The 25,730-nt window shown below is 57.4% G+C and carries 23 protein-coding genes and 4 pseudogenes; 13 read left to right on the top strand and 14 right to left on the bottom strand.

All coding sequences use genetic code 11. From position 1 onward, the window contains the following. Position 1 precedes the first annotated feature (1 nt). From QD461_RS28395 to QD461_RS28385, 3 genes are all read left to right on the top strand, one after another. Positions 2-901, top strand: coding sequence for an ABC transporter permease (locus QD461_RS28395; RefSeq protein WP_414090577.1), 900 nt, complete (start codon positions 2-4; stop codon positions 899-901). A gap of 97 nt (positions 902-998) precedes the next feature. After that, positions 999-1,751 carry an ABC transporter permease gene (locus QD461_RS28390; protein ID WP_414090576.1) on the top strand — a complete coding sequence of 251 codons (753 nt, stop codon included), beginning with the start codon at positions 999-1,001 and terminating at the stop codon, positions 1,749-1,751. A 56-nt stretch (positions 1,752-1,807) separates the two neighbouring features. Further along, a complete protein-coding gene (locus QD461_RS28385; protein ID WP_414090575.1) occupies positions 1,808-2,878 on the top strand; it encodes an extracellular solute-binding protein in 1,071 nt (356 codons plus the stop codon). A 194-nt stretch (positions 2,879-3,072) separates the two neighbouring features. Here QD461_RS28385 and QD461_RS28380 read toward each other — a convergent pair whose 3' ends face one another. Then, the gene (locus QD461_RS28380) at positions 3,073-3,579 is read right to left on the bottom strand and encodes a GNAT family N-acetyltransferase (protein ID WP_414090574.1); all 507 of its coding nucleotides are present in this window, start codon (positions 3,577-3,579) and stop codon (positions 3,073-3,075) included. Position 3,580: 1 nt separating this feature from the next. Beyond that, complete coding sequence (locus QD461_RS28375) at positions 3,581-3,880, bottom strand: DUF1778 domain-containing protein (protein WP_414090573.1); 300 nt, start codon at positions 3,878-3,880, stop codon at positions 3,581-3,583. A 266-nt stretch (positions 3,881-4,146) separates the two neighbouring features. Here QD461_RS28375 and QD461_RS28370 point away from each other — a divergent pair, with 266 nt between their 5' ends. Beyond that, positions 4,147-5,046 carry a nucleotidyltransferase and HEPN domain-containing protein gene (locus tag QD461_RS28370; protein WP_414090572.1) on the top strand — a complete coding sequence of 300 codons (900 nt, stop codon included), beginning with the start codon at positions 4,147-4,149 and terminating at the stop codon, positions 5,044-5,046. A gap of 152 nt (positions 5,047-5,198) precedes the next feature. Here the strand turns inward: QD461_RS28370 and QD461_RS28365 are convergent, their stop codons facing one another. Continuing rightward, positions 5,199-5,489 carry a hypothetical protein gene (locus QD461_RS28365; RefSeq protein WP_414090571.1) on the bottom strand — a complete coding sequence of 97 codons (291 nt, stop codon included), beginning with the start codon at positions 5,487-5,489 and terminating at the stop codon, positions 5,199-5,201. A 415-nt stretch (positions 5,490-5,904) separates the two neighbouring features. Between QD461_RS28365 and QD461_RS28360 the strand changes: the two genes are divergently transcribed. The 3 genes from QD461_RS28360 to QD461_RS28350 all read left to right on the top strand — a co-directional run bounded on the left by QD461_RS28360 (position 5,905) and on the right by QD461_RS28350 (position 9,187). Next, a complete protein-coding gene (locus QD461_RS28360; RefSeq protein WP_414090570.1) occupies positions 5,905-6,624 on the top strand; it encodes a winged helix-turn-helix transcriptional regulator in 720 nt (239 codons plus the stop codon). 250 nt (positions 6,625-6,874) lie between these two features. Continuing rightward, positions 6,875-8,134 (top strand): aminotransferase class I/II-fold pyridoxal phosphate-dependent enzyme, encoded by a 1,260-nt coding sequence (locus QD461_RS28355; protein ID WP_414090569.1) that lies wholly within the window; start codon positions 6,875-6,877, stop codon positions 8,132-8,134. Positions 8,135-8,488: 354 nt separating this feature from the next. After that, complete coding sequence (locus tag QD461_RS28350) at positions 8,489-9,187, top strand: IS6 family transposase (RefSeq protein ID WP_414090619.1); 699 nt, start codon at positions 8,489-8,491, stop codon at positions 9,185-9,187. 181 nt (positions 9,188-9,368) lie between these two features. Here QD461_RS28350 and QD461_RS28345 read toward each other — a convergent pair. Continuing rightward, positions 9,369-9,508 (bottom strand): annotated as a pseudogene (locus tag QD461_RS28345) (IS5/IS1182 family transposase); the annotation flags it as partial. Positions 9,509-9,767: 259 nt separating this feature from the next. On the opposite strand from QD461_RS28345, the gene QD461_RS28340 reads away from it, so the two are divergent. The 6 genes and pseudogenes from QD461_RS28340 (at position 9,768) to QD461_RS28315 (ending at position 15,856) form a co-directional block, all read left to right on the top strand. Next, positions 9,768-10,028, top strand: coding sequence for a type II toxin-antitoxin system ParD family antitoxin (locus QD461_RS28340; protein WP_414090618.1), 261 nt, complete (start codon positions 9,768-9,770; stop codon positions 10,026-10,028). After that, positions 10,021-10,323, top strand: a complete 303-nt coding sequence (locus tag QD461_RS28335; protein WP_414090568.1) for a type II toxin-antitoxin system RelE/ParE family toxin — start codon at positions 10,021-10,023, stop codon at positions 10,321-10,323. The genes QD461_RS28340 and QD461_RS28335 overlap by 8 nt, the downstream gene beginning before the upstream one ends. 288 nt (positions 10,324-10,611) lie before the next feature. Beyond that, positions 10,612-10,943 (top strand): annotated as a pseudogene (locus tag QD461_RS28330) (DDE-type integrase/transposase/recombinase); the annotation flags it as partial. A 1,308-nt stretch (positions 10,944-12,251) separates the two neighbouring features. Next, entirely contained in the window at positions 12,252-14,261 is a 2,010-nt protein-coding gene (locus QD461_RS28325; protein ID WP_414090567.1) for a methyl-accepting chemotaxis protein, read from the top strand. Continuing rightward, positions 14,261-14,476: pseudogene (locus QD461_RS28320) on the top strand (chemotaxis protein CheW); the annotation flags it as partial. The gene QD461_RS28325 and the pseudogene QD461_RS28320, both read left to right, overlap by 1 nt. Positions 14,477-15,136: 660 nt before the next feature. Continuing rightward, positions 15,137-15,856, top strand: a complete 720-nt coding sequence (locus QD461_RS28315) for a CDP-diacylglycerol diphosphatase (RefSeq protein ID WP_414090566.1) — start codon at positions 15,137-15,139, stop codon at positions 15,854-15,856. A 509-nt stretch (positions 15,857-16,365) separates the two neighbouring features. Here the strand turns inward: QD461_RS28315 and QD461_RS28310 are convergent. The 10 genes and pseudogenes from QD461_RS28310 to QD461_RS28265 all read right to left on the bottom strand — a co-directional run bounded on the left by QD461_RS28310 (position 16,366) and on the right by QD461_RS28265 (position 25,723). After that, the gene (locus QD461_RS28310; RefSeq protein WP_414090565.1) at positions 16,366-16,950 is read right to left on the bottom strand and encodes a hypothetical protein; all 585 of its coding nucleotides are present in this window, start codon (positions 16,948-16,950) and stop codon (positions 16,366-16,368) included. Continuing rightward, a pseudogene (locus QD461_RS28305) lies at positions 16,947-17,407 on the bottom strand (nucleotidyl transferase AbiEii/AbiGii toxin family protein); the annotation flags it as partial. The pseudogene QD461_RS28305 and the gene QD461_RS28310, both read right to left, overlap by 4 nt. 90 nt (positions 17,408-17,497) lie before the next feature. Next, positions 17,498-18,439 carry a LysR substrate-binding domain-containing protein gene (locus QD461_RS28300; protein WP_414090564.1) on the bottom strand — a complete coding sequence of 314 codons (942 nt, stop codon included), beginning with the start codon at positions 18,437-18,439 and terminating at the stop codon, positions 17,498-17,500. Between the two features lie 76 nt (positions 18,440-18,515). Next, complete coding sequence (argH, locus tag QD461_RS28295) at positions 18,516-19,904, bottom strand: argininosuccinate lyase (RefSeq protein ID WP_414090563.1); 1,389 nt, start codon at positions 19,902-19,904, stop codon at positions 18,516-18,518. 48 nt (positions 19,905-19,952) lie between these two features. Then, positions 19,953-21,314, bottom strand: a complete 1,362-nt coding sequence (locus tag QD461_RS28290; RefSeq protein ID WP_414090562.1) for an MmgE/PrpD family protein — start codon at positions 21,312-21,314, stop codon at positions 19,953-19,955. Further along, the gene (locus QD461_RS28285; protein ID WP_414090561.1) at positions 21,304-22,203 is read right to left on the bottom strand and encodes a polysaccharide deacetylase family protein; all 900 of its coding nucleotides are present in this window, start codon (positions 22,201-22,203) and stop codon (positions 21,304-21,306) included. Before QD461_RS28285 ends, QD461_RS28290 begins: the two co-directional genes overlap by 11 nt. Further along, on the bottom strand, positions 22,200-23,072 hold the full coding sequence (locus tag QD461_RS28280) for a polysaccharide deacetylase family protein (RefSeq protein WP_414090560.1): 873 nt from the start codon (positions 23,070-23,072) through the stop codon (positions 22,200-22,202). Before QD461_RS28280 ends, QD461_RS28285 begins: the two co-directional genes overlap by 4 nt. Positions 23,073-23,202: 130 nt before the next feature. Continuing rightward, a complete protein-coding gene (locus QD461_RS28275; protein ID WP_414090559.1) occupies positions 23,203-24,033 on the bottom strand; it encodes an ABC transporter substrate-binding protein in 831 nt (276 codons plus the stop codon). Positions 24,034-24,074: 41 nt separating this feature from the next. Next, positions 24,075-24,836: an amino acid ABC transporter ATP-binding protein gene (locus tag QD461_RS28270; protein WP_414090558.1), complete on the bottom strand. Its 762-nt coding sequence runs from the start codon at positions 24,834-24,836 to the stop codon at positions 24,075-24,077. Beyond that, on the bottom strand, positions 24,836-25,723 hold the full coding sequence (locus QD461_RS28265) for an amino acid ABC transporter permease (protein ID WP_414090557.1): 888 nt from the start codon (positions 25,721-25,723) through the stop codon (positions 24,836-24,838). The genes QD461_RS28270 and QD461_RS28265 overlap by 1 nt, the downstream gene beginning before the upstream one ends. Positions 25,724-25,730 lie beyond the last annotated feature (7 nt).

The raw sequence follows: 25,730 nt of genomic DNA, 5'->3' as shown, positions 1-25,730 counted from the left end.
CGTGGCTTCATCCGTCATCACGCAGTCGGCGCGCTCGTCTTTTCGTTGGCTCCTCGCCAGTTCGAGCCGATATTATTCACCGCTGCTGACCGTCTCGCTGATCCTGCCGCTCCTCGTACTGCTCGCCGCAGGTTTCGTCTTTCCAATGCTCAGACTGATCGACATCAGCATGCCCGGCGACGCCCCGTTCAGTACCTACCTGCGCGTTTTTGAGAACCCACTCTATGTGGAGGTTCTGCTTCGAACGTTCCGTACTGCAGCCATTGTGACCATTGCCTGCTTTTTGATCGGATATCCGACGGCCTACATGATCGCGCATATGCGAGGCTGGTCGGCAAAACTTGGAATGGCATGCATGTTCGTTCCACTATGGACCTCCATCCTTGTCCGCTCCTATGTCTGGATCGTGCTACTCGGTCGCAACGGTATCATCAACAATAGCCTCATGGAACTCGGCCTTATTTCGACGCCACTTAAGATGCTCTATACCGAAGGCGCCGTCGTTCTTGCAATGACGCATGTCCTGATGCCATTCATGATCCTCCCGATTCATTCGGCATTGCGTTCGGTCCCTGGCACCTATGAGCAAGCGGCCCGCAATCTCGGGGCTGGCCCAATAGCTACTTTTTGGCGGGTAACCTTCCCACTCAGCCTACCGGGCGTCTTCGCAGGCTGTGTGATCTGCTTCATTCTTGCAATTGGATTTTATATCACTCCCGCACTGGTCGGAGGACCAAGTGCCTTGATGATGGCGACCCTCATCGGGCAACAGACGATCGTACTTCTGGACTGGCCCTTTGCCGCAGCCCTGTCGGTCGTTCTGCTCACAGCGACGCTACTATTGGTGCTTATCTTCCGTCGCGCCCTTTCCTTCAGCAAAGGCTTGAACAGTGTCTATTGAAACACATTCCTTGAGGAATCGACTCGCAATCCATTCGTCGCAGCCTCGTCATCATAGCACCGCTTGGCCGCAGATCGCACGGTACGCAGCAAAGCTGATGCTTGCAGCGGTGCTGTTCTTTCTGGTGCTCCCGACCCTGCTGGTGATACCGCTGGCACTCAACAATACCTCCTATATCACGTTCCCACCGCAAGGACTGACGCTGCACTGGTTCAGGGCATACTTGTCCGATCTCGACTGGCGGAGCTCGACCATCTTCAGCCTTGAGGTCGCCGCAGCAACAACCGTCATGGCGACAACGATCGGAACGATGGCAGCGGTTGCTTTCGTGCGTGGCAAGCTGCCATGTAAAGCGCTGCTGCAAGCCCTCTGCCTTGGCCCCATGATCGTACCGGCAATCGTCTTCGGTGTGGCGCTCTACCTGGTCTTTTCACCTTTGCAACTGACAGGGAGTCTGAAAGGCTTCGTCGCCGCGCATTCGGTGCTGGCCGTGCCCTTCGTCGTGCTCATCGTCTCGGCGGCGCTGGAAAGAATAGATCCCTTACTCGAACAAGCGGCCATGAGTTGCGGTGCCAGCCGGCCCCACGCATTCCTCCTGGTGACGCTGCCAATTCTCGCACCTTCTGCTGCAACCGCCGCGGTCTTTGCGTTCCTGACCTCATTCGACGAAGCAACGGTTGCCTTCTTCATCTCCGACACCGGCGGCAAAACGATCGGCCGAAAAATGTTCGAGGACATCGATTTCAACCTGACGCCTGTGATTGCCGCAGTCTCAGTCATCATTGTCTGTGTTTCGCTGATTTTGATGACTCTCATTCACGTCCTGAACAGTCGTCGGGAGCAGCACTAGTAACAGAAATGCCCGCCAGAGGCGGAATATCCATAACCATAGGGAAGGAAACATCGATGATAATGAAGACAGCCACCCGGCTGAGCGGCATCGCTATGCTGTGCGCGGCAATTCTTGCTGGAGCAACGCCTGGTCAGGCGCTTGCGACTGAAACGGTCGTGATTGCCACAACGGGCGGGGCCTACGATGCGGCACTCCGGAAATGGTGGTTTGATCCCTTCACCGCCAAGACTGGTATTCAAGTCGTTTCCGTGGCAGCAACCAACGCGGAGATGCGCGCCAAAGCGGCGGCGATGGTGAAGACCGGCAACGTGACTTGGGACGTTTATCCCGATGGCGAAATCCAGGTCAGCTCGAAGGAGCATCTGGCGGTTTCCGAGCCGCTGGACCGCTTTTGCGCACAATTCAAAGGCCGAGCCGATCTCGTCCCTGACGCCTGTATTCCGGCGGGCGTGCGGTTATTTTCCACCGCGACATTAATGGCCTATGATCCGCAAGCATTCAAAGGCGGCCCGCCCGTCAGCTGGGCGGACATGTGGGATACCGCAAAATTCCCCGGTGGACGTTCATTCCCGAATTTCGATGATCCGTGGCGGGTCATGGCGGCAGCGCTGCTGGCGGATGGGGTCAAGCGCGAAGCGCTCTTTCCGCTCAACGTCGATCGCGCTCTCAAGAAGCTTGATGTCCTGCGGCCGTCCATCTCGCTTTGGTGGAAGACCGGAGATCAGAGCGTGCAGGGCTTCCGCGAGAAAGATTACAGCATCGGGCAGATCTGGCTGACAAGGGCAAGCGCACTCAAGGCCGAGGGACGTTCGATCGCTTGGTCGAACAAAGCGGCATTTTTGGTCGGCGATCGCCTCACGGTGATCAAAGGAGCGCCCCATCGAGACAACGCTCTGAAGCTTATCGCGTTCTGGCTGGAATCGCCCGATGTCCAGGCCAAGGTTTGCGAGGAATTGCTCTGTTCACCACCGAGCAATTCCGCAGTAGCACTGATGCCGCAGGCTATTCGTGATCAGATGCCAAGCGCGGAGGACGTTCGTGACAGTATCATTGTCCCGGATGCGGCGTGGATCAATGATCATGCCGCTGAGTTGTTGGAGCGATGGAACAATTGGATCCGCTAAGGGGACAAGGAAACGAGATTCGGCGGACACGATCTCCCGTGAGTGTTTAGTGCGCCTGCCGATTCCCCTCGAAGACCGTTTAGGGGATTGCTGAGCCCATCGATCCGGACGCTTTGGTATAACGGCGTCCGGATCGCAAGCACACCATATGCCTGTGATCTTAGGCGCATGACCGGGCGTGCTCCGGCGGTTGTTTAGCTGACCTGCGTCAGCGATGCGGCAATGCATGCAATCGAACTGAAGAGCACGAGCGAATCATCCATTGAGGGCTTGAAGCCCCGGCGCTGCCAGAACCGGGCGGCCTCTTCATCAATGGCGTTGACCATGAGCGCCTGTCCGCCAAACAGCTTGGCGACTTGAACGCAGCGCAGGAGCGCGTGCCTAATCATAGCCGTTCCTAGCCCCTGGCCTGCCCGAGCTCTGTCTGTGGCAAGTTGCCCGAGAAGAAGGCAAGCGACGGGGTCGGGTAGTCGGCCAGAGGGTGTGTCGCGAGGGAGAACGGTCGCGACCGCGACCGTTGGCGCCAGACCGTAATAACCGACAACGCGACCAGCCTCATGGATAACGAGAACCGCTGCGGAACCTTTTCGTTGACTGGACAGGGCTCGTGTTTTCAACCAATGGTCTAGCGTTGGCTTGCCGCAGGAAAACTCGGAAACGTCATGGCCAGCGTTCAGCGGTTCGACCGCGGACAAAGCCACGCTATCGTTTCGGCTCGTAGCCGACCTCCCAGGGCGCAGGCCGCATTGCAAGTTGCACCATTTCGGAAACCGGGGCAGCCGGGCCACCGAGAACGTCCATGAAGGCGGCAAAGCCTTCAGGACTCATGCGGATTGGCCGATTTTCCATCAACACATCTTCAGCCGCGCGGACTGCGGCCTCGCGCACGAAGTCTGTTCGCGAGCGGCCGCACAGGGCGGCGGCACGATCGATCATTGCGACGTCCGCCTCTGGCAGCCGCATGGCAATGGGATACTCTTTGCGCCGGACAGTTTGGGCCATGGTTCATCTCCGTGACGACAGGATATCGTGTTGTATTGCCAGATACAATACGTTGCGATACGACTTGTTCAAGAATGAGCCTTTGCCCGCGCGAAAGCCAAACCGTCGCATGAGATCGACGACAGCGCAGTCGGCGTGTTGAATATGGATCGATCATCGGACGAATGTTTGCTTGTTGCATTCACTGGGCGTAGCTCCAACATTCGTCTGGTATTGCTGCCGATTCATGCATAGATCTGGAATCATCAGAAAGGATTCCGCTCGCCATGAAGTTTAGTCTCGATCATCTACCGGAACGCAAGCGGCGTGACCTGGCGCAAATTGTCGAGATCATACATGAAGAGTTCGAGGATGCCCTGAAGGAAGGCACATCTGACTTCAAGAAGAAAGGCCGCATCCTCAAGATAATTCTCTACGGCTCCTATGGGCGCGGCGACTGGGTGGATGAGGACCATACCAGCAAGGGCTACAAATCCGACTATGATCTGCTAGTGATCGTCAACAACCGTAAGCTCACTGACTTCGGCCTGTACTGGCGCAAGGCCGCCGACCGCTTTCCTCGTATCATCAAACCACCCGTCAGCCTGGCCGTGCATTCTCTGCGCGAAGTCAACACGGCACTGAAGCTCGGCAACTATTTCTTCTGCGAGATTCGTCAAGACGGCATCGTTCTTTACGAACTGGACGATGAGGAGCTTGCCGAACCGAAGCCGCTGACGCCAGCCCAGGAATATCGCGCCGCGCAAGGGCACTTTGAGAGCAGAGCACCGAGTGCTGCCAACTTTCTTCATCTGTCAAGACTGGCTCTCGGCGCTAACATGCTGAACGAGAGCGCCTTTCTACTTCATCAAACTATAGAACACAGTTATTCGGCCTTGTTGCTGACGTTGACCAGCTACAGCCCCGCCTCGCACAACCTCAACCATCTGAGGACGCTTGCCGAGGGTCGTGACCAGCGGCTCGCAGGGATCTGGCCGCATGACCGGCAACGCTATACCGCCTGGTTCAACACTATCAATCAAGCCTATGTCAAAGCGCGCTATTCCGAGCATTTCAAGATTACGGAGGAAGCGCTCGCCTGGCTTGGCGAGCGCACGGACGCACTACAGCAGTTGGTGAAGACGATCTGCGAAGAGCATCTCGAAAAGTTGCGAAAGAAACTTTGAGCGTCACAGGTAGCCGATAAGGCGACCGAGGGCCCGCACCAGATCTTCATCCAACCTCACCGACTACCGCTTTATCGACTACCCGGGCACTCGATCCCCCCGAAATCGCAGCGATGCGCCGCTTTTTTTAAACCACGGCCGGCACAGGAACTCTATTGCAATATTCCATCCGTATCTGCTGAGTTTGCTTCACCCGAATTGCCAATTGCCGATATTTCCCCAGTACGCAGCAAGCAAAAGACCTCGAACCAATAGTGGCCGTCGGCAAACCGCCCGTCGATCTTGGCGCACACCGCGCACAACGCGACGGCAAGCGTAGCTTCGGGGCCATAGGCTACTTTCGCGGCCAGCGCCGCCGCTTCTGGATCGATACCAGACCAGATTGAGGCGTCATCACCCAAAAATGGTATCTGACGGTGTTTCGGTAGATTCATAAAAGTCATAGGAAACTATCCCGTGAGTGTCCGGCACGGGATGATAAATTGGCCGGACTTTATTCTCACGAATGAGTCACGACTGCGTATGTCGCATGCGCCGTGTGATCCCTGGCCATTTCCTATTTCACCGCAGAGCGCCACCAACTTCTGACCTCAATTGGACATAGCACGCGCCCCGACCGGGATTTGCCAACGAACTCCTATTTTGATGCAACAAATTATGTGGACAATCGGCATTCTAGTCATTATTTCCTCACACCTTACATTACTGAATGAAACAATACAATGTTTCAGAGGATGATATTTCACCATATACATACACTGCGAATGTTTTGTTGCAACAAAATGGCGCTGAATGATGTCGATTCCGAACGTCCGCCTCGCCAATCTTTAGCGCCTACCGGTTGAAAGGCCACCATCGATGAAGCCACTCATCATCATTTGCTCGCCTGATTATGAATTCTATCTCCTGCTAGCCCAAATTCTCAACATGGGCGGCTTCGAGGCAGCACTTACGGAAGGAGCGGAGGAAACGCTGGCAGTGATGAGATCCGATAACCGCGTTGTTGCCGTGATGATAGATTACCACACTGACAGTTTCCCCATCGGAGACTTTGTCGATCTCTTGGCGGCGACGCTTTCTGAAAAAGCCCTACCGATCGCCGTATTCGTCAGCGCCGGGAACCAGCCATGTTATCTGGAAGCGCTTAAGGCGGGGGTGAGCGAAATTTTCATGCGCCCGTTCAATCCGGAGCGATTTCTATCGTATCTGACAGGCTTATCGAGTGGCAATTCAAAATCAGAGAACGAAAGAAATCTCAACAATACGCTGGTTTATGCAGAGATCGCCATGCAGCTCGACAGCATGCGCGTTGAATTCAAAGGCATGGAAGTGCAGCTCAGCCCGATCGAGTTTCGCCTTCTTCATCATTTTCTGCAAAAGCCGGGACATGTCTTTACCCGCGACGATTTGATCGAAGCTATCTGGCCTCCCGGCACGTTCGTCGAGCCCAGAACCGTCGACGTTCATGTCGGGCGTCTGCGGCGGTCGTTGAGAGGTGCATTGGGCCGGGACATTATTCGTACGGTTCGCGCCACCGGTTATGCGCTGGATGACCGCCAAAGGCCGGTTGAGCTTTAGCCATGGGGATCAAGGCAGAAACTCAATCCAATATCGATGTCATGTTGCGCCTTTCCCGTCATGAACGCATCTATCTAGATAGTCATTGGCTTCACAACATCTTTAAACAATATTCGCGGAACGATCGTTGTTCTCTGCCTTCTTCCGAGGCAATAAAATGGTGTCGTGTCATCAGTTGGATGCGATGCACCTCAGCAGAAATTCACTTTCTGCTCGCGGTTGCTTCATCATGAACAGTCTGGATATTCCTATGAGCGATGAACATCATGCGCCAACGGCTACGGCTGTGCCGCGATCCTACCGCAACACACATAGCGTCATCAATTCGGCAGACGAAAATCTTGCCGCAGCTGAACAGCAGGACATCATGGCGCTCTACGTAGAGCCATGCCGAGATCGCTCCGTTCTGCTGGCTCCAACACTCCGAGGCGAGCAGGTGGTCGATTTCGTCCGCTGTTCCTATCTCGGCCTCGATAACCATCCATCTATCCTGAAGGGCGCAACAGATGCCGTTCGGCGACACAAAGCACTCCATTGGTCCTGTGCGAGAACCAGGCTCAACTTCAATCTACTTGGCGAACTGGAGGAGGCTCTGTCTGACCTCTTCAGCGCAAGAATAATAACCTATACCACTGTCTTAGCCGCAAATATGGGAGCCTTGCCAATCCTTGCTTCCGGACATCTAACGGATAACAAACGACCGGTGGTCGTTTTCGATCGGCTAGCGCATGCCACGCTTGCCTTTCATAAACCCGTCGTCGCTAATGAAACTCGAGTCGAAACAATAGCGCATAACGATCTGAACGCACTCGAGGACATCTGCCGGCGCAACCAGCGCGTTGCCTATGTCTGTGACGGCGTCTACTCCATGGGCGGTAGCGCTCCGATCGCGGATCTTCTTGTGCTGCAGAACCGATACGGCTTGTTTCTCTATATTGACGACGCCCACGGCATCTCGCTGTTTGGTAAGTCAGGGGAAGGCTTTGCACGATCCCAGATCGGGCAAGACCTGGGCGAACGCACCATTATTGCCGCATCGCTTGGGAAGGGCTTTGGGGCATCAGGCGGATTATTGATGCTTGGCACCCGGCGACAGGAAGAGCTTTTCCGGCGCTTTTCAATCGCCTACGCTTTCTCCGCATCGCTCAATCTTGCCGCTATCGGAGCGGCTATGGCATCTCAGGCACTGCATCGTACCAAAGAACTCAAGCTGCGGCAGGATGCGCTTGCCGATCGGATCGCTGCTTTCGACAAGATCGTTGCCAGCAAGCAGGCACATTCGAAGCTGCCGATCCGCACCGTAGAGTTTGGAGATGAAACATCGTCCATCGCTGCAGCGCGACGCCTACTTGATAAGGGCTTCTATACCTCCGCCATCTTCTTCCCCACAGTCGCGAAGGGTATGGCTGGCCTACGGGTCTGCCCTACCGCCGGCCACAGTGTCGAAGAAGTGGAGGGACTGGGAGAGGCAATCAGTCAGGCACTTGCCGAACGGCGCGAAAATCCATGACGCCCGATAAGCTGCCAATTCAATTGCCGCCGCGAACCAGCCGCAACATCAATCCACGACTGCTAGGCCCGACATGTCCAAGCGTATTTGCGGTGGGTTCGCGCAGCGGCCTCGTCAGTTGCGGCTTTGCCTCACCGACGGTCCACTCTGTTGAGCGGAGCAGCGGCACCGCTACGAGCGTGGTTCCGCGCGCAGCGCAAAGATCGAATCCAGGATTGCCGCGATCGTGTCCAGTGTGTCGGCTGGAAGCTCCTGAATCATCTTCGTAATGCGGCGCCTCTTGTGGGTTCTGTCGCAAAACGGAATGGCAAGGTATCTCCGGCATTGAGCCTCTGGTTTTCAGGGGAGTTTGTAATATTCAACGGCCGCCATTTCGATCGACCGGTGATCCTGCTGTGCGTACGTTGGTATCTGGCTTACAATTTAAGTCTGCCGGACCTGGAAGAGATGATGGCCGAACGTGGCCTGAGTGTCGATCACTCCACCATCCATCGATGGGTCGTCCACTTCTTCCCCCAGTTGCTGGAGCGCTTTAACCGTCATAAGCGGTGCGTTACTGGCAAGTGGCATATGGACGAGACATACATCAAGGTCCGCGGCGAACGGATGTATCTCTACCGCGCTATCGACAGCCTCGGCGACAAAGTCGAGTTTCTCTTCAGCGAAAGCCGTGACCTGCCGGCGGCCAAGCCCTTCCTTCACAGGGCGTCGGATCGTCATGGCCGGCCGAATTGCATCGTCATCGACGGCAGCCAGACCAATCGCCAGGCGGTCATTTCCCGCGATGCCGAAGACCGCCTGCGTGACCGATCGCGGAGTTCACTGAACCCGATCCGCATCCGCTGGAGCAAATGTCTCAACAACCGGATCGAGCAGGACCATCGGCGCATCAAGCGCTGCATCCGAGCCATGCTCGGCTTTAAATCGACGGCAAGCGCTGAAGTCATTCTCTCCGGTATCGAGATGGTCCACATGATGCGCAAACGGCAGGCGAAGTTCGCCGACAATCCACGCCCGTCAATCGCCGGGCAATTCGAACTTATTGCCGCCTGAGCCCCAGTGCATGCTCCAAATCCGTGACCTCGATACCGTTTTGCGACAGAACCCTTGCGAAGGCCGATATCGGAGATAACGATACCTGCTACAAGACCATCGAAGAAAATCTTCGCTGATCCATCGGGGTGTCAGGATGTGAAACGCGTATCCGAGACCTTATAGCCACCGCCAGCTCGATCTAGTCCGTAGGCTCATAAGCACGGAGCCACAGTCGCAATAAGGCGAATTGAACCAACGCTAGAAAGTTCTCGACCTGCTTGGGTAGCGCGTGGCAACGCGGTGAAAGCGCTTAAGGTTGGAGAAGAAGCGCTGGATGAGTATTGGATCGCAGCATGATTTAACGCGCTTTTTTTCATTGCACGTTGACCCACAATATCCAGGCTATCTAATTGAAGCGCGAAACGAAGAGTTTATCAACGAGATGCTCGCTGCGAGGGCCGCTTAAGAATGGAAGCGCAGCAGTGCGCCAGCGCTGATGAATGCGACATCGAGATTGGCGCTCACCATAGGTTATCGGATCGACTTGGCGCAATTATCAAAAACTGATAACATGCGACCACAGTTGAAAGGTGGGCCTATGCCATCCAGTTACAATATCGGCGAACACTATGAAGGGTTCGTCCGCGAGCTTGTCGAAAGCGGACGCTATCAAAGCGCGAGTGAGGTCATGCGCGACAGTCTTCGTCTCTTGGAGCAGCGCGAGGAAACTCGTGCTCTTGAGTTGGAATATCTTCGGCGCGAGTATGCCGAAGGCAAGGCGAGCGGGAAACCGGAGGATGTTGATCCGGTGGCCTTCCTCAAGGAATTGAAAGCCGAACGGCGTTCCGGGCGTGCCTAAGTACAAGCTCTCACCGCGGGCCAGCGAACAGCTGCGCGGCATGTGGCGCCATATTGCTGAGCGCAATGAACCAGCAGCCGACATGCTTATTCAAAGGCTATTTGAAAAGTTCGAACTGGCTGCGGAGCATCCTGAAATGGGTGTTGCGCGCCCCGAAATAAGCGTGAGCGCACGCATTCTCATCGAGGGAAATTACGTCGCCATTTATGAACCGGCTGAATATGGTGCTGAAATCGTGGTGGTGGTTCACGGCATGCGCAATCCGGCACACTGGTTAGAACAGTCCTGCACTTAGCGAGGTTTTGCTCCTGATACCGCCAGGGCGATCGACTGCAGTCACTCCGGCGCAGATTGGGCCAAGAGTTGCTGATCTCAGCGAAGGTCAATACGATTAAGACTCATGACCTTGAACCAGGCTCAGGCGAGTGCATCTGCAAACGGATCACGACTCGCATGGAAGCACCCGATAATCGGTCGCGGATCGTATCATACCGAAGTGCGAGACCTTACGCCAGCATGGTGGATAGCTGCAGATGGCAACTTGTCACCGAATTCGCTCCGTACCCGGCAATATCCAGGAAGGCTGCTAATGGGCCAAGGCCGTGTGCCACGCGCGATGGTGACCGACACGCTCCGATCCTATGACGCCGCAAGACGAAAGATCATGCCGAGCGTCGAGCATCGATCCCACAAGGGCCTCAACAACCGGGCGGAGAATTCCCATCAGCCAGTGCGACAGCGAGAGCGGATCATGAAGCGCTTCAAGTCACGGCGACACAGTTGCAGCGCTCCGTCTCCATTCACGATCCGATTGCCAACCTATTCCACATCCCTCGCCACGACATGTCCGCCAGCCACCACCGCGAACTGCCCGCCGTCGCCATGGCCATGTGGGCTGAAATCGCTCGGATATAATCGGAAAGCCGAGCAGGAGCACCAGCTGTCAGCTGACGGACGTTAAGTTTACTGCGCCATCCGGGGCGAAACGCGATCGGCCCCAGCTCGCCGCGCTGCTCGACCAACTCCGCGCCGGCGACGTGGTGCTCACCATATTTGCTGGCATTGCCAAGTTTGAGCGATCTTTGATCCATGTGCGCAGCAGCAGCGGCCGAGCCGCCGCCAAGGGGAAGAGCGCCCAGTTCGGCCGCCCCCTGCCCTGTCGGCCGAGCAGATCGCGCTCGCCCGCCAGCTCATTGGGGCCGGAGAGAGGCCGCGCGCTGTCGCCCAAGGCCTCAAGGTCCACCCAGCTACCCTCTACCGGGCGCTTGATGGCGCCGCGTCCATGTAGGAGGCCGACGACCGTCAGGCCGCTTCCTCCTAGTCCTCGCCCTCCCTGTCTGATTCCGGCGCTTCCATGGTGATATTTGGATTTACTGCACACAATTTCTCCGCACGTGTATCTCTGAAAATGGATCTTGTGTCATATTCGGGTAACACTTGGTTGGTGAATGTGGCAATCCTGCACCGTAAAGAGGTGTATATGTGTGCTGACCGCAGCTACCTGGGAATAAAGATACTTATATAACGATTGAATTCAATTCACCATTTGCACATTCGTGGCGCTCTTGTCAGCGTTCTGTAGCTTGAAGCTATTTGAACAAGGGAACCTTTGTGCATGACAATCTCCCGCCGCGTCACCGCCCTTGCCGCCTCTTTTCTCCCCCTTCTCTTCGCTCCCGCCTTTGCCGATTCCGATGTGTTGTGGAAGATCGTGCATGACAAATGCGTCGTCCAGACCGCTCCCTGCCTCTCAGTAAACACGGGCGAACACTGTCCAGGCGCTCTCGCGCTAAAGGTCTCAGGGCCGAGCAGACTCGGTTTACTAACTCCCCGATCGCCAGGGGTCAGGAAAGAAGTAGCGGGGGCGTACCGCGCCACTTCCTCCCGGGAAGACCTAAATATAGTTCCAGAGGCATCTCTTCCCACACTATCCACTGCCGCCGCGCCAACTCTGGCGCGTAGGTGAACGATCGGTCCGTTGTTCGCGGACTTGAGGGGACAAAAGCAATGCATGCACGCTGCAACTGTCGGTTCTAGCTGACCATCCAAAACCAACTCACTAGGCGATTGCCAAAAACACTACCAGGGCCGGGAATCCCAACTCCGAGCGCCTGTTGTCACGACTGTTCGTCTTTGACCCGCTCGAATGAGTCGATCGAGCCACCTCTCCCGCTGCACCGAAGGCATGAAGTCTTCCCGTGAGCTACCGCAAGGAAATCTAGAATGCAACGGTTTTCCATTTCCCTAAAAGCGTCACTAATCGGCGCAATCACTGCGTTGCTGCTCATGCTCGTCGGAGAGGGCCTGTTTGCTCTTTCCTCGCAAAATCGTATCTTCAGTGAAGTCGAGACACTCGCGACCAACTGGCTTCCCAGTGTCGACGCGACAAACAGGATCCATTCTGCGATCGTTGACCTGCGCTTTTCGGAAGCTGCCGATGTCAGCGGTACTTCAGACACCGGAATGGCAGAGTCGGAAACCTTGATGGCCAACAGTATCCAGAGCCTCAACGACCACATGAAGCTATACGAGCCGCTCATTTCCGAGGATGCTGAGAAGACGGCCTACGCTGACTTTAAAACTCAACTTTCCGCGTATATGAAACTGCATCAGACTATGATGGCCCTCTCCAGGGCGAACCACAAGCAGGAAGCGGGCGCCCTGCTGTTTGGAGAGATGAGTTCGACCTTCGACAAGATGACGACCGCCGTCGATACCTTCCGCGACGTCAACCTCAACGGCGGCAAGAAAAGCTACGACAACAGCAAAGTCGACTTCGACCGCACTTACATCACGACATTTTCCATCATGGCGCTTTCGGCGGGCATTGGTCTCCTTGTCATCCTGTTTGCCATTGTCGGTATTTCTCGCCCCATCAATCGCACCGCCGAAGTCATGCGCACCCTCGCTGCCGGTGACCTTACAGTGAACATCCCCTTCACCAGCAAGGCAAATGAGATTGGCGCAATGGCTCGGGCGGTCGAGGTTTTCAAGCAGAACGGGATCGCGGCCCGCCAGATGGCGCATGACCACGAGACAGCGCTGCAGGCGCAGAATGCCGACCTGCAGACGAATATTGGCACCGTCGTCATGGCGGCAGTCGCGGGCAACTTCAGCCAGCGCATCAGCAAGCAGTACGACAACCCCGACCTCGCTCAGTTTGCTACCCAGGTCAATGAACTCGTCGCTTCGGTTGATCTCGGTGTCGCCGAAACCCGGCGCGTCGTCGCGGCACTCGCCGAGGGTGATCTGACAGAGACCATGCACGGTGATTTCCAGGGCGCCTTCGGCGAGTTGCAGCGCAATGTCAATGCCACAATGCAAAACCTGCGCTCCGTACTAGGCGAAGTGCGAGGCGCGATCGATACGATCAATGGCGGGGCAGGTGAGATGCGGATCGCTTCCGGCGACTTGTCCAAACGCACAGAACATCAGGCAGCCTCGCTGGAGGAAACTTCCTCGGCGCTCGAAGAAATCACCGCCGCCGTGAAGAGCTCAACGGAACGGGCACTCGAGGCCAGTCGCATGGTCGACGAGGCACGCAAAAGCACCGAGCAATCGAGTGCGGTGGTCAACCAGGCCGTCTCGGCGATGGGGCGCATTGAGCAAGCTTCTAGTGAGATCGGACAGATCATCAACGTCATCGACGAGATCGCCTTTCAGACCAACCTGCTTGCCCTGAATGCCGGCGTTGAGGCAGCCCGCGCCGGCGACGCCGGCAAGGGGTTTGCAGTTGTCGCGCAGGAAGTACGGGAACTTGCCCAGCGCTCGGCGACCGCCGCCAAAGACATCAAGACGCTGATCAACCGATCGAGCGAAGAGGTCAGTTCTGGCGTGAAACTGGTGACCGCGACGGGTCAGGCACTCACCTTGATCGAAGGCCACGTCGTCAAAGTCAACGAAAACGTACATTCGATCGCCACGGCGGCAAGGGAGCAATCGACTGGATTGTCGGAGGTGAGTACTGCCGTCAACCAGATGGATCAGGTGACACAGCAGAACGCGGCTATGGTCGAGGAATCCACGGCGGCAACGAACCGGCTCGCCGACGAAGCTGCAAATTTAGCCCGGCTGATTGCCACCTTCAAAATAGAGGCGGCGACCAGCCCGCGCGCCGCCGGCGCCGACGGCAGGCCGACCGTATCCCCTGCCCGAGCGCTGGGCCAGTTTGTCGCCTCAGCCTTCTCGGGAGGCGGAGCGCTGGCGACAAAAGCCAAATGGGAGGAGTTTTGATGAGCATAAAGTCTAACTTCTCCAGCGAATCCATCGAGATCATCGCCTTCATGCTGCACGACCAGCAGTATTGCGTGCCGACCAGGTCCATCCGCGAGATTCGCGGCTGGGCACCGGTCGCCCCGCTTCCGCACACGCCAACTGATGTTTTAGGCGTTATGAACCTGCGCGGTAAGGTCATTCCCATCGTCGACCTTGCAATGAAACTCGGCATGGCATTTGAGCTAACTTGCTCTCGAAGGTATGGAACTCATGATCCTTCGGCCGCATTGCCGGTTTGAGTGGCCTCATCCAATGAAAACAGACATGCACAATCCAAGGTGATAGTCTGCCTTGTGGAACTTATGGCGGTTTCTGCGCAAGCTTCTATTTTTCAGATTCTGACCGACTTCATCAATTCCATAGTCGGTTCCCTCACCATCAACTTGCCCCGCACCTCAAAGAGCTGCCCGGTTTCGTCTTCCTTGTCGTGTGAGGTATATGGAACGTAGTTGTCAGCAAGATCGCCTATCTGTTCTACATCATCCATCAATTGATGTTCACCAATAGGATTTCCAGACACCGACTACGGAGTTGTCTGGTTCGCTGTCAACAGGCAACCGGTATTTGCTGTTAAAGTAATATTTTGATTTACTGCACACAATTTCTCCTCACGTGTATCTCTGAAAATGGATCTTGTGTCATATTCGAGTAACACTTGGCTAGTGAATGTGGCAATCCTGCACCGTACAGAGGTGTATATGTGTGCTGACCGCAGCTACCTGGGAATAAAGATACTTACATAACGATTGAATTCAATTCACCATTTGCACATTCGTGGCGCTCTTGTCAGCGTTCTGTAGCTTGAAGCTATTTGAACAAGGGAACCTTTGTGCATGACAATCTCCCGCCGCGTGACGGCCCTTGCCGCCTCTTTTCTCCCCCTTCTCTTCGCTCCCGCCTTTGCCGATTCCGATGTGTTGTGGAAGATCGTGCATGACAAATGCGTCGTCCAGACCGCGCCCTGCCTCTCAGTGAACACGGGCGAACACTATGCGATCCTCAAGGACCTGAGAGGCATCGCGCAGGTTCTTCTGATCCCTACCGACAAACTCACCGGCATGGAAAGTGCCGCCCTCCTCGATCCCGCGACACATAATTTCTTCGCCGATGCGTGGACCGAACGGGCCAATGTCAATGCCCGCCTGCCACACGCCGTCCCGCGGGATGGCTTGAGCCTTGCCGTCAACGCGCAGCAGGCCCGCTCGCAGAACCAGCTGCACATCCACGTCGACTGCCTCAGCGCCGATGCCCGAGCCGCCTTGAAGGCGGATGCGGACCGTGTCGGCACGGATTGGACGCCCCTTCCCGATACCATCGCCGGACATCAGTTCACGGCGCTGCGGGTCAAGGGCGAGACATTGGGCGATTTCAATCCGTTCCTGGCGCTCGCAAAGACATTGAAGGATCCCGCCAAGGAAATGGGTGACCATAACCTCGTCGTTGTCGGCGCCGATTTTGCCGATGGCCCGGGCTTTATCGTGCTCACGGACGTCGCCCGGCCGGGGATGGGCGGCGAGGACGTGCAGGATCACAGCTGCACAATCAGCCATTGATTCCGATTGCGGACGATCACTCTAAACGGTACCGTAAACTTAGCGTCCGTCAGGCGACAGCTGGTGCTCCTGCTCGGCTTTTCAAATATATCCGAGCGATTTCAGCCCACATACTCATGGCTACGGCACGCAGTTCGCGATAGTGACTGGCGGAAATGTCGTGGCGAGGGATGTGGAATAGAATGCTTCTCGCCTCGGATCGAAATGACGGCCTCGTCGAGATACCCCGATCTGGTTCCAGCTTAAGTGAAAGCCCCCCACAATCATTGCTCTACTGGGGGCCAAACAGTTGGCGGAGTGACGATAGTATGATGTGACAGCATAGCGGAATGGACCGCACGAACTGAAGAACCCGTGGCATCGTATAGCGCCCCAAAGCGCGGTAAGTTGATAGGGATCGGTTCAAGCGGACAACATCAGGGCCAGCGGTCATCACGCGCCGCACAAATAGGCCGGAGACATGACTGCACCCGAACCGCAAAGCTCAAACACCAGCCAAAATCACATTGTCAAATGGGCGCCATCCAGACATGACGATGCCGGTACTTGCTCTTCGCCTTGAGGTGAACACTTGCCGCGCTGGCATTCATGGCGAACGAGCCATGCGCTTCGGCCAAGACAACACCATGACCACTCGCATTGCCGCCTTCGTATAGGAAGTCGGCATGTGGGTCGAGCACGGAGGACAGACAAGCCGCATTCGCTCGCCATGTGTAACCGAGGACATTCATATAGAGATCGGTGATTCCGCTACCGACGCGCGCCGCGAAAAACGTTCGCTCTGCATCGGCCAGGTGCTGAAAATTAGGCGACAAGGCGAATGTCAGTCCATTCTCGATCGTTGCCTCCAGCATCGACAAAGTGCTTCGCTTCAGAGCGTCCGATACGACGGGTGGGGCATCGTCACGAACTGTGGCCGTTCTGGCGACGGCACCCGCAAGGGCAAGTGGTCCGAAAGTGAGGCTTTGGACCGGATGGGGTGCCTCGAAGTGCCGTGCAATCGGATTCGGAATGTGCCCGAGCGATGTATATTTCATCAGCGAAATCGACTTGTCATCGCTCCATAGCCCGACGGTGGCGACCAAACCGCTCATTTCCCTAGCCTCGCGGCCGCAACAGCGTGCGGCATCAGGAACGTGGCAATCTCCGCGATGACGTCCGTCAGATCGCCAGGATCGTGTGCAACGCCTTCAAGGAAAGCGTGCCGTTGCCGCTGCTTTTGCTCGTCCTTGGCAAAGGCGTCCGTCAGGGCGTCCGGTAGCTCGGTCGGGATCGAGTTTCGCGATGCTCGAACGTCGCTGCGATTGCACGCGCCAATCTGTCATCGGTGAAATCGAATGACCTGCTGAGAATCCAGATATCGTAGAAGTCCTTCGTCCGACTGTTTGCACGCCCCAGCATGATCATCGCCTGGAACTTCTCGGCGATGACCGTTTCTCGCGCATAGGCTCGGAGCCGGGGCATCGGAAAACCAAGCATGGGAGGATAATCTAGCATCTCCGCACCAGGCTCGAGCGCATCGCCAAATCCGATGTCGATCGCCAGGGTAATTGGATCATGAACAACAACCAGTGCCCGAGTCACCTCCTCGTCTATCGGCTCAAGGAGGGGCGAAAATCTCTGATTTCGCCGAAAGTAACACTACGCCGAAGTGTCGGCTCGATCTCTGTCAAAGCCGTCCGGACTTGCGCTGCAGGTGAGATCGAGCCAGTCGGAAAAGGCGCGCACTTTCTGGCGTGCTTCGGCACGGGCCGGCCAGAGTGCGTAGTAGCCGTAGCCGCTGTCGATGATCCGCTCGAATGGAGCGACGAGCTCACCGCTTTCCAGATCCTGCCGCGAAAAGGCGAGATCGCCCATTGTCACGCCATAGCCGCTCGCGGCAGCGGTCATCGCGAAATCCTGGGTATCGAAGACCTGATGACGGGCGGCCTGGAACGAATAGGCGCCGTCGGCCTGCAGCCAAAGGGTCCAGTCGCTATGACGCGGATTGGAATGCAACAGAACGCAGTTCTGCAGGTTTTTGACCTCGGGTGGATCCCCGAGTTTCGATAGAAACTGCGGCGAGCACATCGGGGTCAGTTGCTCCCGCAATAGGGGCAGCACATCCATGCCAGGCCAATGACCGTTGCCGTAAGTGATCAGCATGTCGATGTCGCCGACCGAGAAGGTTGGTCGCAAGAACCAGGCGGTGTCGATATTGATGTTCAGATCCCCATGATGGCTATGAAGATCCGGCAGGCGCGGCAGGAACCATTTTCGCGCAAAGGTCGGCGGCATGCGGATGGTGAGGGACCGGACCGTCGTTCGCGTCGCCTCGAACGAGGTCTTCAGCGAGGCGAGCAGACCGTCGACGATCGGGATCAGCGCCATGCCGCGTTCAGTCAGCGCAACCTTGCGGGTGTGGCGCTCGAACAGGCTGCAGCCGAAATAATGCTCGAGCTGCTGCACCTGCCGGCTGATCGCGCTTTGGCTCAGATTGAGTTCTGCCGCCGCCGCCGTGAAGCTGCCCGTTTCCGCGACAACGGAAAAGGTCTGCAGCGTCTGCAGCGGCGGCAATCTGTTGTGATCGAACCTCGGCTCCATTCCCTACCCGGCTTCTTTGCTGCTGTTTCGAACGGCAAGCATTAACGCATGTGGATGGAATGGCAACCAACGGGACTCAAGCGATCGCCCGACGCACTGTCTCGATCGCTTGCCGAACCCTTCGCGGCGCTGTGCCGCCCTTGTGATCGCGGCTGGCAACAGAACCTTCCACCGTCAGCACCTCAAAGACATCCTCACGGACACTAGGCGCAAAAAACTGCATCTCGGCGAGCGAAAGCTCCGAAAGCGTCGGCAACGCCTTGTCGCGGGCCGCACCGACGATTGCGGCAACGGCGTGGTGTGCATCACGAAAGGGTAAGCCGGCGCGGACGAGATAGTCGGCAAGGTCAGTTGCCGTCGAATAGCCCCGATTGGCGGCAGCAAGCATCCTCGCATGTTTGACGGTGATCGTCGGGATCATCTGCGCCATGACGCTGACGGCGGCGCGCACGGTTTCGAGCGTATCGGTCAGCGGCGGCTTCGATTCCTGCTGGTCCTTGTTGAAGGCAAGCGGCTGGCTTTTCATCAGGGCTGCGGAAAAGGCGAGATTGCCCATGACACGCGCCGCCTTGCCGCGCACAAGCTCCGCAAGATCCGGATTGCGCTTCTGAGGCATGATCGAGGAACCGGTGCAGAACTGGTCGCCCACTTCGATGAAATCGAACATCGTCGTGCACCAGAGGATGACTTCCTCGCTGAAGCGCGACAGGTGCCCCATAATGATCGAGCCAGCACTGCAGACATCGACGACGTAATCGCGATCAGAAACAGCGTCGAGCGAGTTGGCAAAGGACGTAGAGAAGCCAAGCTTGGAGGCACTGTATTCGGGATCGATCGGATAGCCCGTACCCGCAAGCGCCGCAGCACCAAGCGGCGAGATGTTGAGCCGTTCGCGCGCGGCGCCGACCCGATCGAGATCGCGCAGGAACATTTCGACATAGGCCATGAGATGATGGCCGAAAGTGACAGGCTGCGCCACCTGCAAATGCGTGAAGCCTGGCATGATCGCATCGGCATGTTTTTCAGCCAGATCCACAAAGGCGCCGATCAGAGTCTTCAGATCGTCGGCGAGAAGATCCAGTTGCTCGCGGGCATAGAGACGAATGTCCGTCGCCACCTGATCGTTGCGCGATCTTGCGGTATGCAGCTTCTTGCCGGCATCGCCGATCAGTGCGATCAAGCGATCTTCGACATTTGTATGGACGTCTTCGAGTTCGGTCTTCCATTCGAAGGCACCCGAACGCATCTCTTCGGCCACCTGGTCGAGACCGGTCTGGATTTTGCCGTTTTCGTCAGCGGTCAGAATGCCGGCGCGGGCAAGCATCTCGGCGTGGACCTTCGATCCGGCGACATCGTGCAGCGCGATGCGCTTGTCCTGGTCAAGGCACTCGTGAAAGCTCTCGAAATCCCTGGAGACCGCCTCCTTGAATAGCGGCGACCAAGTGGCTTCTTTCTGATTTCTCATCGCGGTCTTCCCTTTTGAACGAATGCCGCCCTCCTCGGGGCGCATCCTTTATTGAAGCAGCGCAAGCAGGCTGCGGGCGTCGGTCTGATTTTCGAGATCGAGAACGTAGTCGCTGAGAGCGTCGACCCTTGATCCCGGCAGCACCATGCCGGCGAGCGCGGCATATTTGCCGATCAATCGCTCATCGCTCAGCGGGTTCTGCGGTCCTCCAAGGGGGAATTCGACGACGAGCCGATGTCGCCCGCCCGCGGCAGTCACGATGGTGATCGCCGGTTCATCCTCGTCCTTCATGGCGGGATCGATACGCACCGCGATGCGCTCCATCAACGGGCCAATCTCGACAGCCGACCACGCGGACTCCTCAAGTTCGGCCAGAAACACCTTACCGTAACGCAGCCGAGCCGCCAGAGCGTAGGGCAGGCTCATCTGGGCCTGTGCGCGCGACTCGATGACTTTGCCACTGCACATGCCGTACTGGAAGCCGCTTATATCCACCTCGATGCCTGCGATATCGGCGGGCTCGAGACCATGTTGCTGCAGCATGAGATCAAGCGCATCGATGCCGGCATGCGTGCCACGGCAAGTGGCGTGCGGCTTGATCGAGCATCGATTCAGGCGCCAGTAATCTCCGAAATCGCGCAAAAGCGCCTGCGGATCGCCCTTGCCCGCGCCGAAGGCCGCAAAAAAGCTGCCCCAGCGCTCCGCCTCGAAGACGCTGTCGGGGCCTTCGAACCCATGTCGTGCGAGATAGGCAGCCATCAGGCCGCCTTCGGCGGCGCGGCCGGCATGGAGCTTCTTGGTCGAGCTGCCATTGTGGATGAACGCCCAGGTGCCGCCGGCAAAGGAGCATGCCGAGCCGAGAGCGGAGGCCATGGCATTCACGTCGAGCTTCACCATGCTGCCGACTGCGGCAGCAGCGCCGAATGCGCCGCACGTCCCCGTTGAATGCCAGCCAAGACCATTGTGCTCTTCATATCCGCCAACCGCTTCCAGCACGCGCCGGCCGATTTCATAGCCAAGCAGGACGCTGCGCAACAGGTCACGGCCGCCGACCGGTCCTTTGTGATCGCCAAGCGCGGCGAGCACGGCTGGAAGAACGACTGCACCGGAATGATCGCAGCCGCCGCTGTCATCGAGCTCGTAGGCATGGGCAGAAACACCGTTGACGAAAGCCGACGTTCTCGCGTCCGACGCAATCGATCGGCCCCAGATCAGGGAAGCTCCAGTTCCCGCCTGGATACCGAGCATCGCGACGACGGCATCCGTTTCGCGGGAAGTCGAACCGGCGATCGCAGCACCCAGCGTATCGAGAATATGAAGCTTCGCCTTGTGGATGGTCTCGGACGGAAAGGCTTCATAGTTGGTCGAGCAGACAAGCTCCGCCAGCGCCTGGGTCAGATTATCGCTCACGGGACCGTTCCTCATCGATATAGGCTTCATAGACATTGATCGGGTGGTCGCCCGATGCAGCAAGGCCCTTGTCGGCGTGCCAGCGGGCGACGTCCGCAGCGGTCGCCAGCCACACGTCGTCGAAGCTCGTGATATGGGCAAGTAGGGCTTCAACAAGTGCGATCCGTCCCGGCGTGCCGGTCCATTCCGGGCGAAGCTGGATGACGTAGCAGAGGCCGTATTTGCGGTAGGCATCGAACTCGGCGATCCAGTTGCCGAGCACTGCCTCATAGGACGGAATGCGACTTTGCCCCTTCGGGAAGGCCGGGGTGAAATTGAATTGGAAATAGGGCCGGTCTTCCAGCTCGATGTGAACCGGGATCTCCACCAGCGAGGAGGAATGGCTGTAGGGCACATCGTCGCCGTTCAGCGATGCCGACCAAGAATAGCCGGCCTCGACGAGCAGGCGATCGAAGTGACGTGGCCAGTTGCCGGCAGGCAACCGGAAACCGGAAACCTCGTTCGATGCAATCGCGCTCAATCTGTCACGGCTACGCTTGAGGAGGTCCACAGCGGCAGATGCATCCATGGCGTCATAACGCTCGAAATTCCAGCCATGGCCCTCAATCTCATGGTGCGGCGCCACGACGTCGCGCAGCAACTCCTCATGCTTTTCCGCGACGATACCCGGCACAAACCAGCTCGTGGAAATGCCGGCATCGGCAAAGGCGTTGCAAAGACGTTCAACGCCGCGCGTGGCGCCATATTGCCAGACGGAAAAACTCTTGCTGCGCCCTTTGAGGTCAGGCGCCTGCGCGACTGCATCAAGCCCGTCGTCGAAGATCACAGAGACGATTGCCGCGCATGTCTTGCCCTGCGGCCAGAAGCCTTTTGAAGCCGTATCGGTCATGCGGTATTCTCCGGATGTTGCGCGATCCACCACGTTGCGATTTCCGCACAGTGTGTTGCCCAGACACTGTCGCCATGGGCGGTGATTGCCTTGAACAGACCTTCGAGGATCGCAAGCCGGCCGGGCCGGGCGCAAACTTTCGGATGCAGGATCGTCGTCCAGCAGAGTCCTTCGCGGTGATAGCCTTCGAATTCGGCGCACCAGTTCTTTTGAACATCGGCGTAGCCCGAGATGCGGTCGAGGCCGATGGGAAAATCAGGCTCTTCGGTATAGGCGAGCGCGGTATAATCATCGATATCCCAGCGCCCTGGAATCTCGACAAGCCCACGACCACGCGATGTCATGTGAAAGTAAGGCCTGTCGTCGCCGCGCATCGAGCTTGAATAGATAACACCGAACTCGTGCAGCAACTGCGCGGTCTCATCGCTCCAGTCGCCGGACGGCGTGCGGAAGCCGACAGGCGTCACACCCATGCGGCTTTGAAAAATGTCGCGGGAGCGTCCCATGATATCGAGCTGCTGCTGGCGGCTGCAGTCGATGAAGACCTCATGATAATGGCCGTGATAAGCGATCTCATGGGCATCGCGAAGGATGCGCTCGCATTGCGACGGCCAATGTTCGACCACCCAGGTCGGTACGAAGAAGGTCGCCTTGAGCCCATAAGCAGCCAAAAGATCGAGAAGCCGCGGCAGCGCTCGCCACGGGCCATAGGCGCCCTGCGTGAAATAGCGGGGATTCGAGAGCAGCGAGCCGTCGAGCATTGCATCGCCCGTCGGACCATCGACATCGAAGGCGAGCGCCACAGCCGATTGCCGGCCTGCCGGCCACAGGCTTGGTCTTGCCGATTTGATTGCACTCTTCGCAGTCATGGGACTCTGCATGCGTTTCAAGGTGTTTTAGGACGCAGCCCGCCATCCGCGGGCGCTGAGACGCCCCGGCCGATGGCTGCTTGCAATGGGAAAGAGAAGCGCCGCTATTATCGCGGCGCTTCCTCAGGCGTTACTTGACGCCGTTGATTACCGCCTTCGGAACGGCATTGTGAACCAGGCCCCACTTCTTGAGGATCTCACCATAGGTGCCGTCCTTGATCAGCCCGTCGAGAGCGCCGGCAACCGCATCGCGAAGCGTGGTGTGGTCCTTCTTGAAGCCAATGCCGAACGTGTCGTTGCTGAGCAGCGGCTCGCCGACGAGCGTATAGGTATTGGGCTCGATACGCATCTGATAGGCGATCGTTTCGATGCCCTGCACGACCGCGTCATAACGGCCCTGCTTCATACCGAGACGGGCAGCATTCGAATCCGCAGTCCCCTCGAACTTGATGGCGGGCTTGCCCTTGCCTTCGCAATTCTCGGCACTCCATGCCTTGACGTTGTCACCGAAGGACGTGCTGCGGCTTCCGGCAACAGTCTTGCCGCACAGGTCGCTCGGCTGCTTGTACGTCGCGACATTGGCGTTGACGGTAAATAGGATCGGGCCGCTGGTGATGTAGTCGACGAAGTCCATGCTGGCCTGGCGCTTCACGTTGTCGCTCATGCCGGAGACGATCATGTCGGCGCGGCCGGTCTGCAGGCCGCTCTGCAGTTCCTGGAAGGCAGACGTGACGAAAACGGTTGTCAGGTTGAGTTTCTTGGCAATCGCGTTCGCCAGATCGACGTCAAAACCATCGATCGTACCGGTGTCCGGATTGACGAACTCCATCGGCGGATAGATCGGATTGGTCATGATGCGGAGTTCGCCATCCTTGAGCAGATTCAGGCTCGAATCCGCGGAAGCAGCGGTGGCCGCGAGCGAAAGAAGGGCCGCCGAAACAGCAAGACGAATGAGTTTCATGAAATTCTCCTCTGATGGTCTTTCTTCAGGTTCTTTTGTTGCTAAAGCACCGCAGAGATGAAATTCTTCACTCTGGGATTCCTGGGGTTCTCCAATATGTCGCTGGGCGTTCCGGTCTCGACGATCATGCCGGCGTCCATGAAGACGACACGGTCGGCCACCTCGCGGCAAAAGCCGATCTCGTGCGTAACGACGATCATGGTAGTTCCGGAGGCGGCGAGTTCTTTCATGACGCCAAGGACTTCGCCGACAAGCTCTGGATCGAGCGCCGAGGTCGGTTCGTCGAAGAGCATGGCCTTGGGCTTCATGGCGAGCGCGCGGGCAATCGCGATGCGCTGCTGCTGGCCGCCGGAAAGTTCGCCCGGATAGGCACCTGCCTTGTCGGCAAGACCGACGCGCTGCAGAAGAACGCGCGCTTCGGCGATGCACTCCTGCTTCGGTCGCTTCTGCACCCCGACTGGGCCTTCGATGATGTTCTGCAGGACCGTGCGATGCGGGAAGAGATGGAACTTTTGGAAGACCATGCCGACGGACTGACGCTGACGGGCGATCTCACGGTCCGGCAGCGGAAACAGCCGATTGCCCTCGCGGCGATAGCCGGCGATCTCATCTTCGACCGTGACATAACCCGCATCGATTTGCTCAAGCTGGTTGATGCAGCGCAGGAAAGTGCTTTTGCCCGAACCGGAAGGCCCGATAATGCAAACGACTTCGCCCTTCCTGATCTCGAAATCGATATTCCTGAGGACGTGAAAGGTGCCGAAGTATTTCTGCAAGCCGTGCGCCTTGATGATCGTATCCATCAGGAAGCCTCCCCGACCAGAGCCTGACCGGCGGCCTGCTGAGCGCTCGCATCGCGCCGGCCCCATCCCTTGGAGAAGTGCCGCTCGATATAGACTTGCGCAATGCTAAGAATGGTGACGACGATCATGTACCAGATGGCGGCCACGATCAGCAGTTCGATGACGCGCGAATTGACGTAATAGATATCCTCGACGTTTTTCAGAACTTCCGAATACTGGATGACGCTGGCGAGCGAGGTGAGCTTGACCATGCCGATGGTTTCATTGCCGATCGGCGGGACGATGACGCGCATGGCCTGCGGCAGCACGATCTTCAGCGTTGCCCGCAGCTTCGTCATGCCGATCGACTGTGCTGCTTCCATCTGCCCCTTGTCGATCGACAGAAGGCCGGCACGCACAACTTCGGCAGTATAGGCTCCCTGCTGGATACCAAGCCCAAGGAGGGCCGCAACGAACGGCGTCATGACATCGACGGTGCGGAGCGACCACAGTCCCGGAATACCGATCGTCGGGAAAATCAGGGCAAGGTTGAACCACAGAAGGAGCTGGAGCAGCGCCGGCGTACCGCGAAAGAGCCAGACATAGCCGACCGAGATGCTGCGCAGAACCGGATTGTCCGACATACGCATGATCGCGGCAATGACACCCAGAACGATGCCGACGATCATGGCGCAGAACGTCATGATGATCGTGTTGCCAACACCCGTCATGACGGCCCTGGTAAACAGGTTCTGTGCGACATATTCCCAGGCGATATCGCCCTTCCAGAAGGCTCTCGCCAGAAGAAGAAGAAGGATTATGCAGACTGCCGCCATGATCTTCGTGCCGATTTTTCGCTGAGGCACGATCACAAGCGCATTCACGTCCAGTGGCGCTGAGTTCGTCAAATTCGAT

It is taken from the genome of Rhizobium sp. BR 314 (assembly GCF_047445805.1).
Classification (GTDB): domain Bacteria; phylum Pseudomonadota; class Alphaproteobacteria; order Rhizobiales; family Rhizobiaceae; genus Rhizobium; species Rhizobium lusitanum_B.
The sequence above is the reverse complement of the archived record's forward strand: the minus strand, read 5'-3'. Positions and strand labels throughout refer to the sequence as shown.

Bases quoted from the DNA above. Each gene is read 5' to 3' on its own strand.
- QD461_RS28285 (WP_414090561.1), bottom strand. From the start codon at position 22,203: ATGACCGATACGGCTTCAAAAGGCTTCTGGCCGCAGGGCAAGACATGC.
- QD461_RS28355 (WP_414090569.1), top strand. From the start codon at position 6,875: ATGAGCGATGAACATCATGCGCCAACGGCTACGGCTGTGCCGCGATCC.
- QD461_RS28385 (WP_414090575.1), top strand. From the start codon at position 1,808: ATGATAATGAAGACAGCCACCCGGCTGAGCGGCATCGCTATGCTGTGC.
- QD461_RS28270 (WP_414090558.1), bottom strand. From the start codon at position 24,836: ATGGATACGATCATCAAGGCGCACGGCTTGCAGAAATACTTCGGCACC.
- QD461_RS28340 (WP_414090618.1), top strand. From the start codon at position 9,768: ATGCCATCCAGTTACAATATCGGCGAACACTATGAAGGGTTCGTCCGC.
- argH (WP_414090563.1), bottom strand. From the start codon at position 19,904: ATGAGAAATCAGAAAGAAGCCACTTGGTCGCCGCTATTCAAGGAGGCG.
- QD461_RS28370 (WP_414090572.1), top strand. From the start codon at position 4,147: ATGAAGTTTAGTCTCGATCATCTACCGGAACGCAAGCGGCGTGACCTG.
- QD461_RS28300 (WP_414090564.1), bottom strand. From the start codon at position 18,439: ATGGAGCCGAGGTTCGATCACAACAGATTGCCGCCGCTGCAGACGCTG.
- QD461_RS28375 (WP_414090573.1), bottom strand. From the start codon at position 3,880: ATGGCCCAAACTGTCCGGCGCAAAGAGTATCCCATTGCCATGCGGCTG.
- QD461_RS28315 (WP_414090566.1), top strand. From the start codon at position 15,137: ATGACAATCTCCCGCCGCGTGACGGCCCTTGCCGCCTCTTTTCTCCCC.
- QD461_RS28365 (WP_414090571.1), bottom strand. From the start codon at position 5,489: ATGACTTTTATGAATCTACCGAAACACCGTCAGATACCATTTTTGGGT.
- QD461_RS28280 (WP_414090560.1), bottom strand. From the start codon at position 23,072: ATGACTGCGAAGAGTGCAATCAAATCGGCAAGACCAAGCCTGTGGCCG.
- QD461_RS28390 (WP_414090576.1), top strand. From the start codon at position 999: ATGCTTGCAGCGGTGCTGTTCTTTCTGGTGCTCCCGACCCTGCTGGTG.
- QD461_RS28310 (WP_414090565.1), bottom strand. From the start codon at position 16,950: ATGAGCGGTTTGGTCGCCACCGTCGGGCTATGGAGCGATGACAAGTCG.
- QD461_RS28325 (WP_414090567.1), top strand. From the start codon at position 12,252: ATGCAACGGTTTTCCATTTCCCTAAAAGCGTCACTAATCGGCGCAATC.
- QD461_RS28275 (WP_414090559.1), bottom strand. From the start codon at position 24,033: ATGAAACTCATTCGTCTTGCTGTTTCGGCGGCCCTTCTTTCGCTCGCG.
- QD461_RS28360 (WP_414090570.1), top strand. From the start codon at position 5,905: ATGAAGCCACTCATCATCATTTGCTCGCCTGATTATGAATTCTATCTC.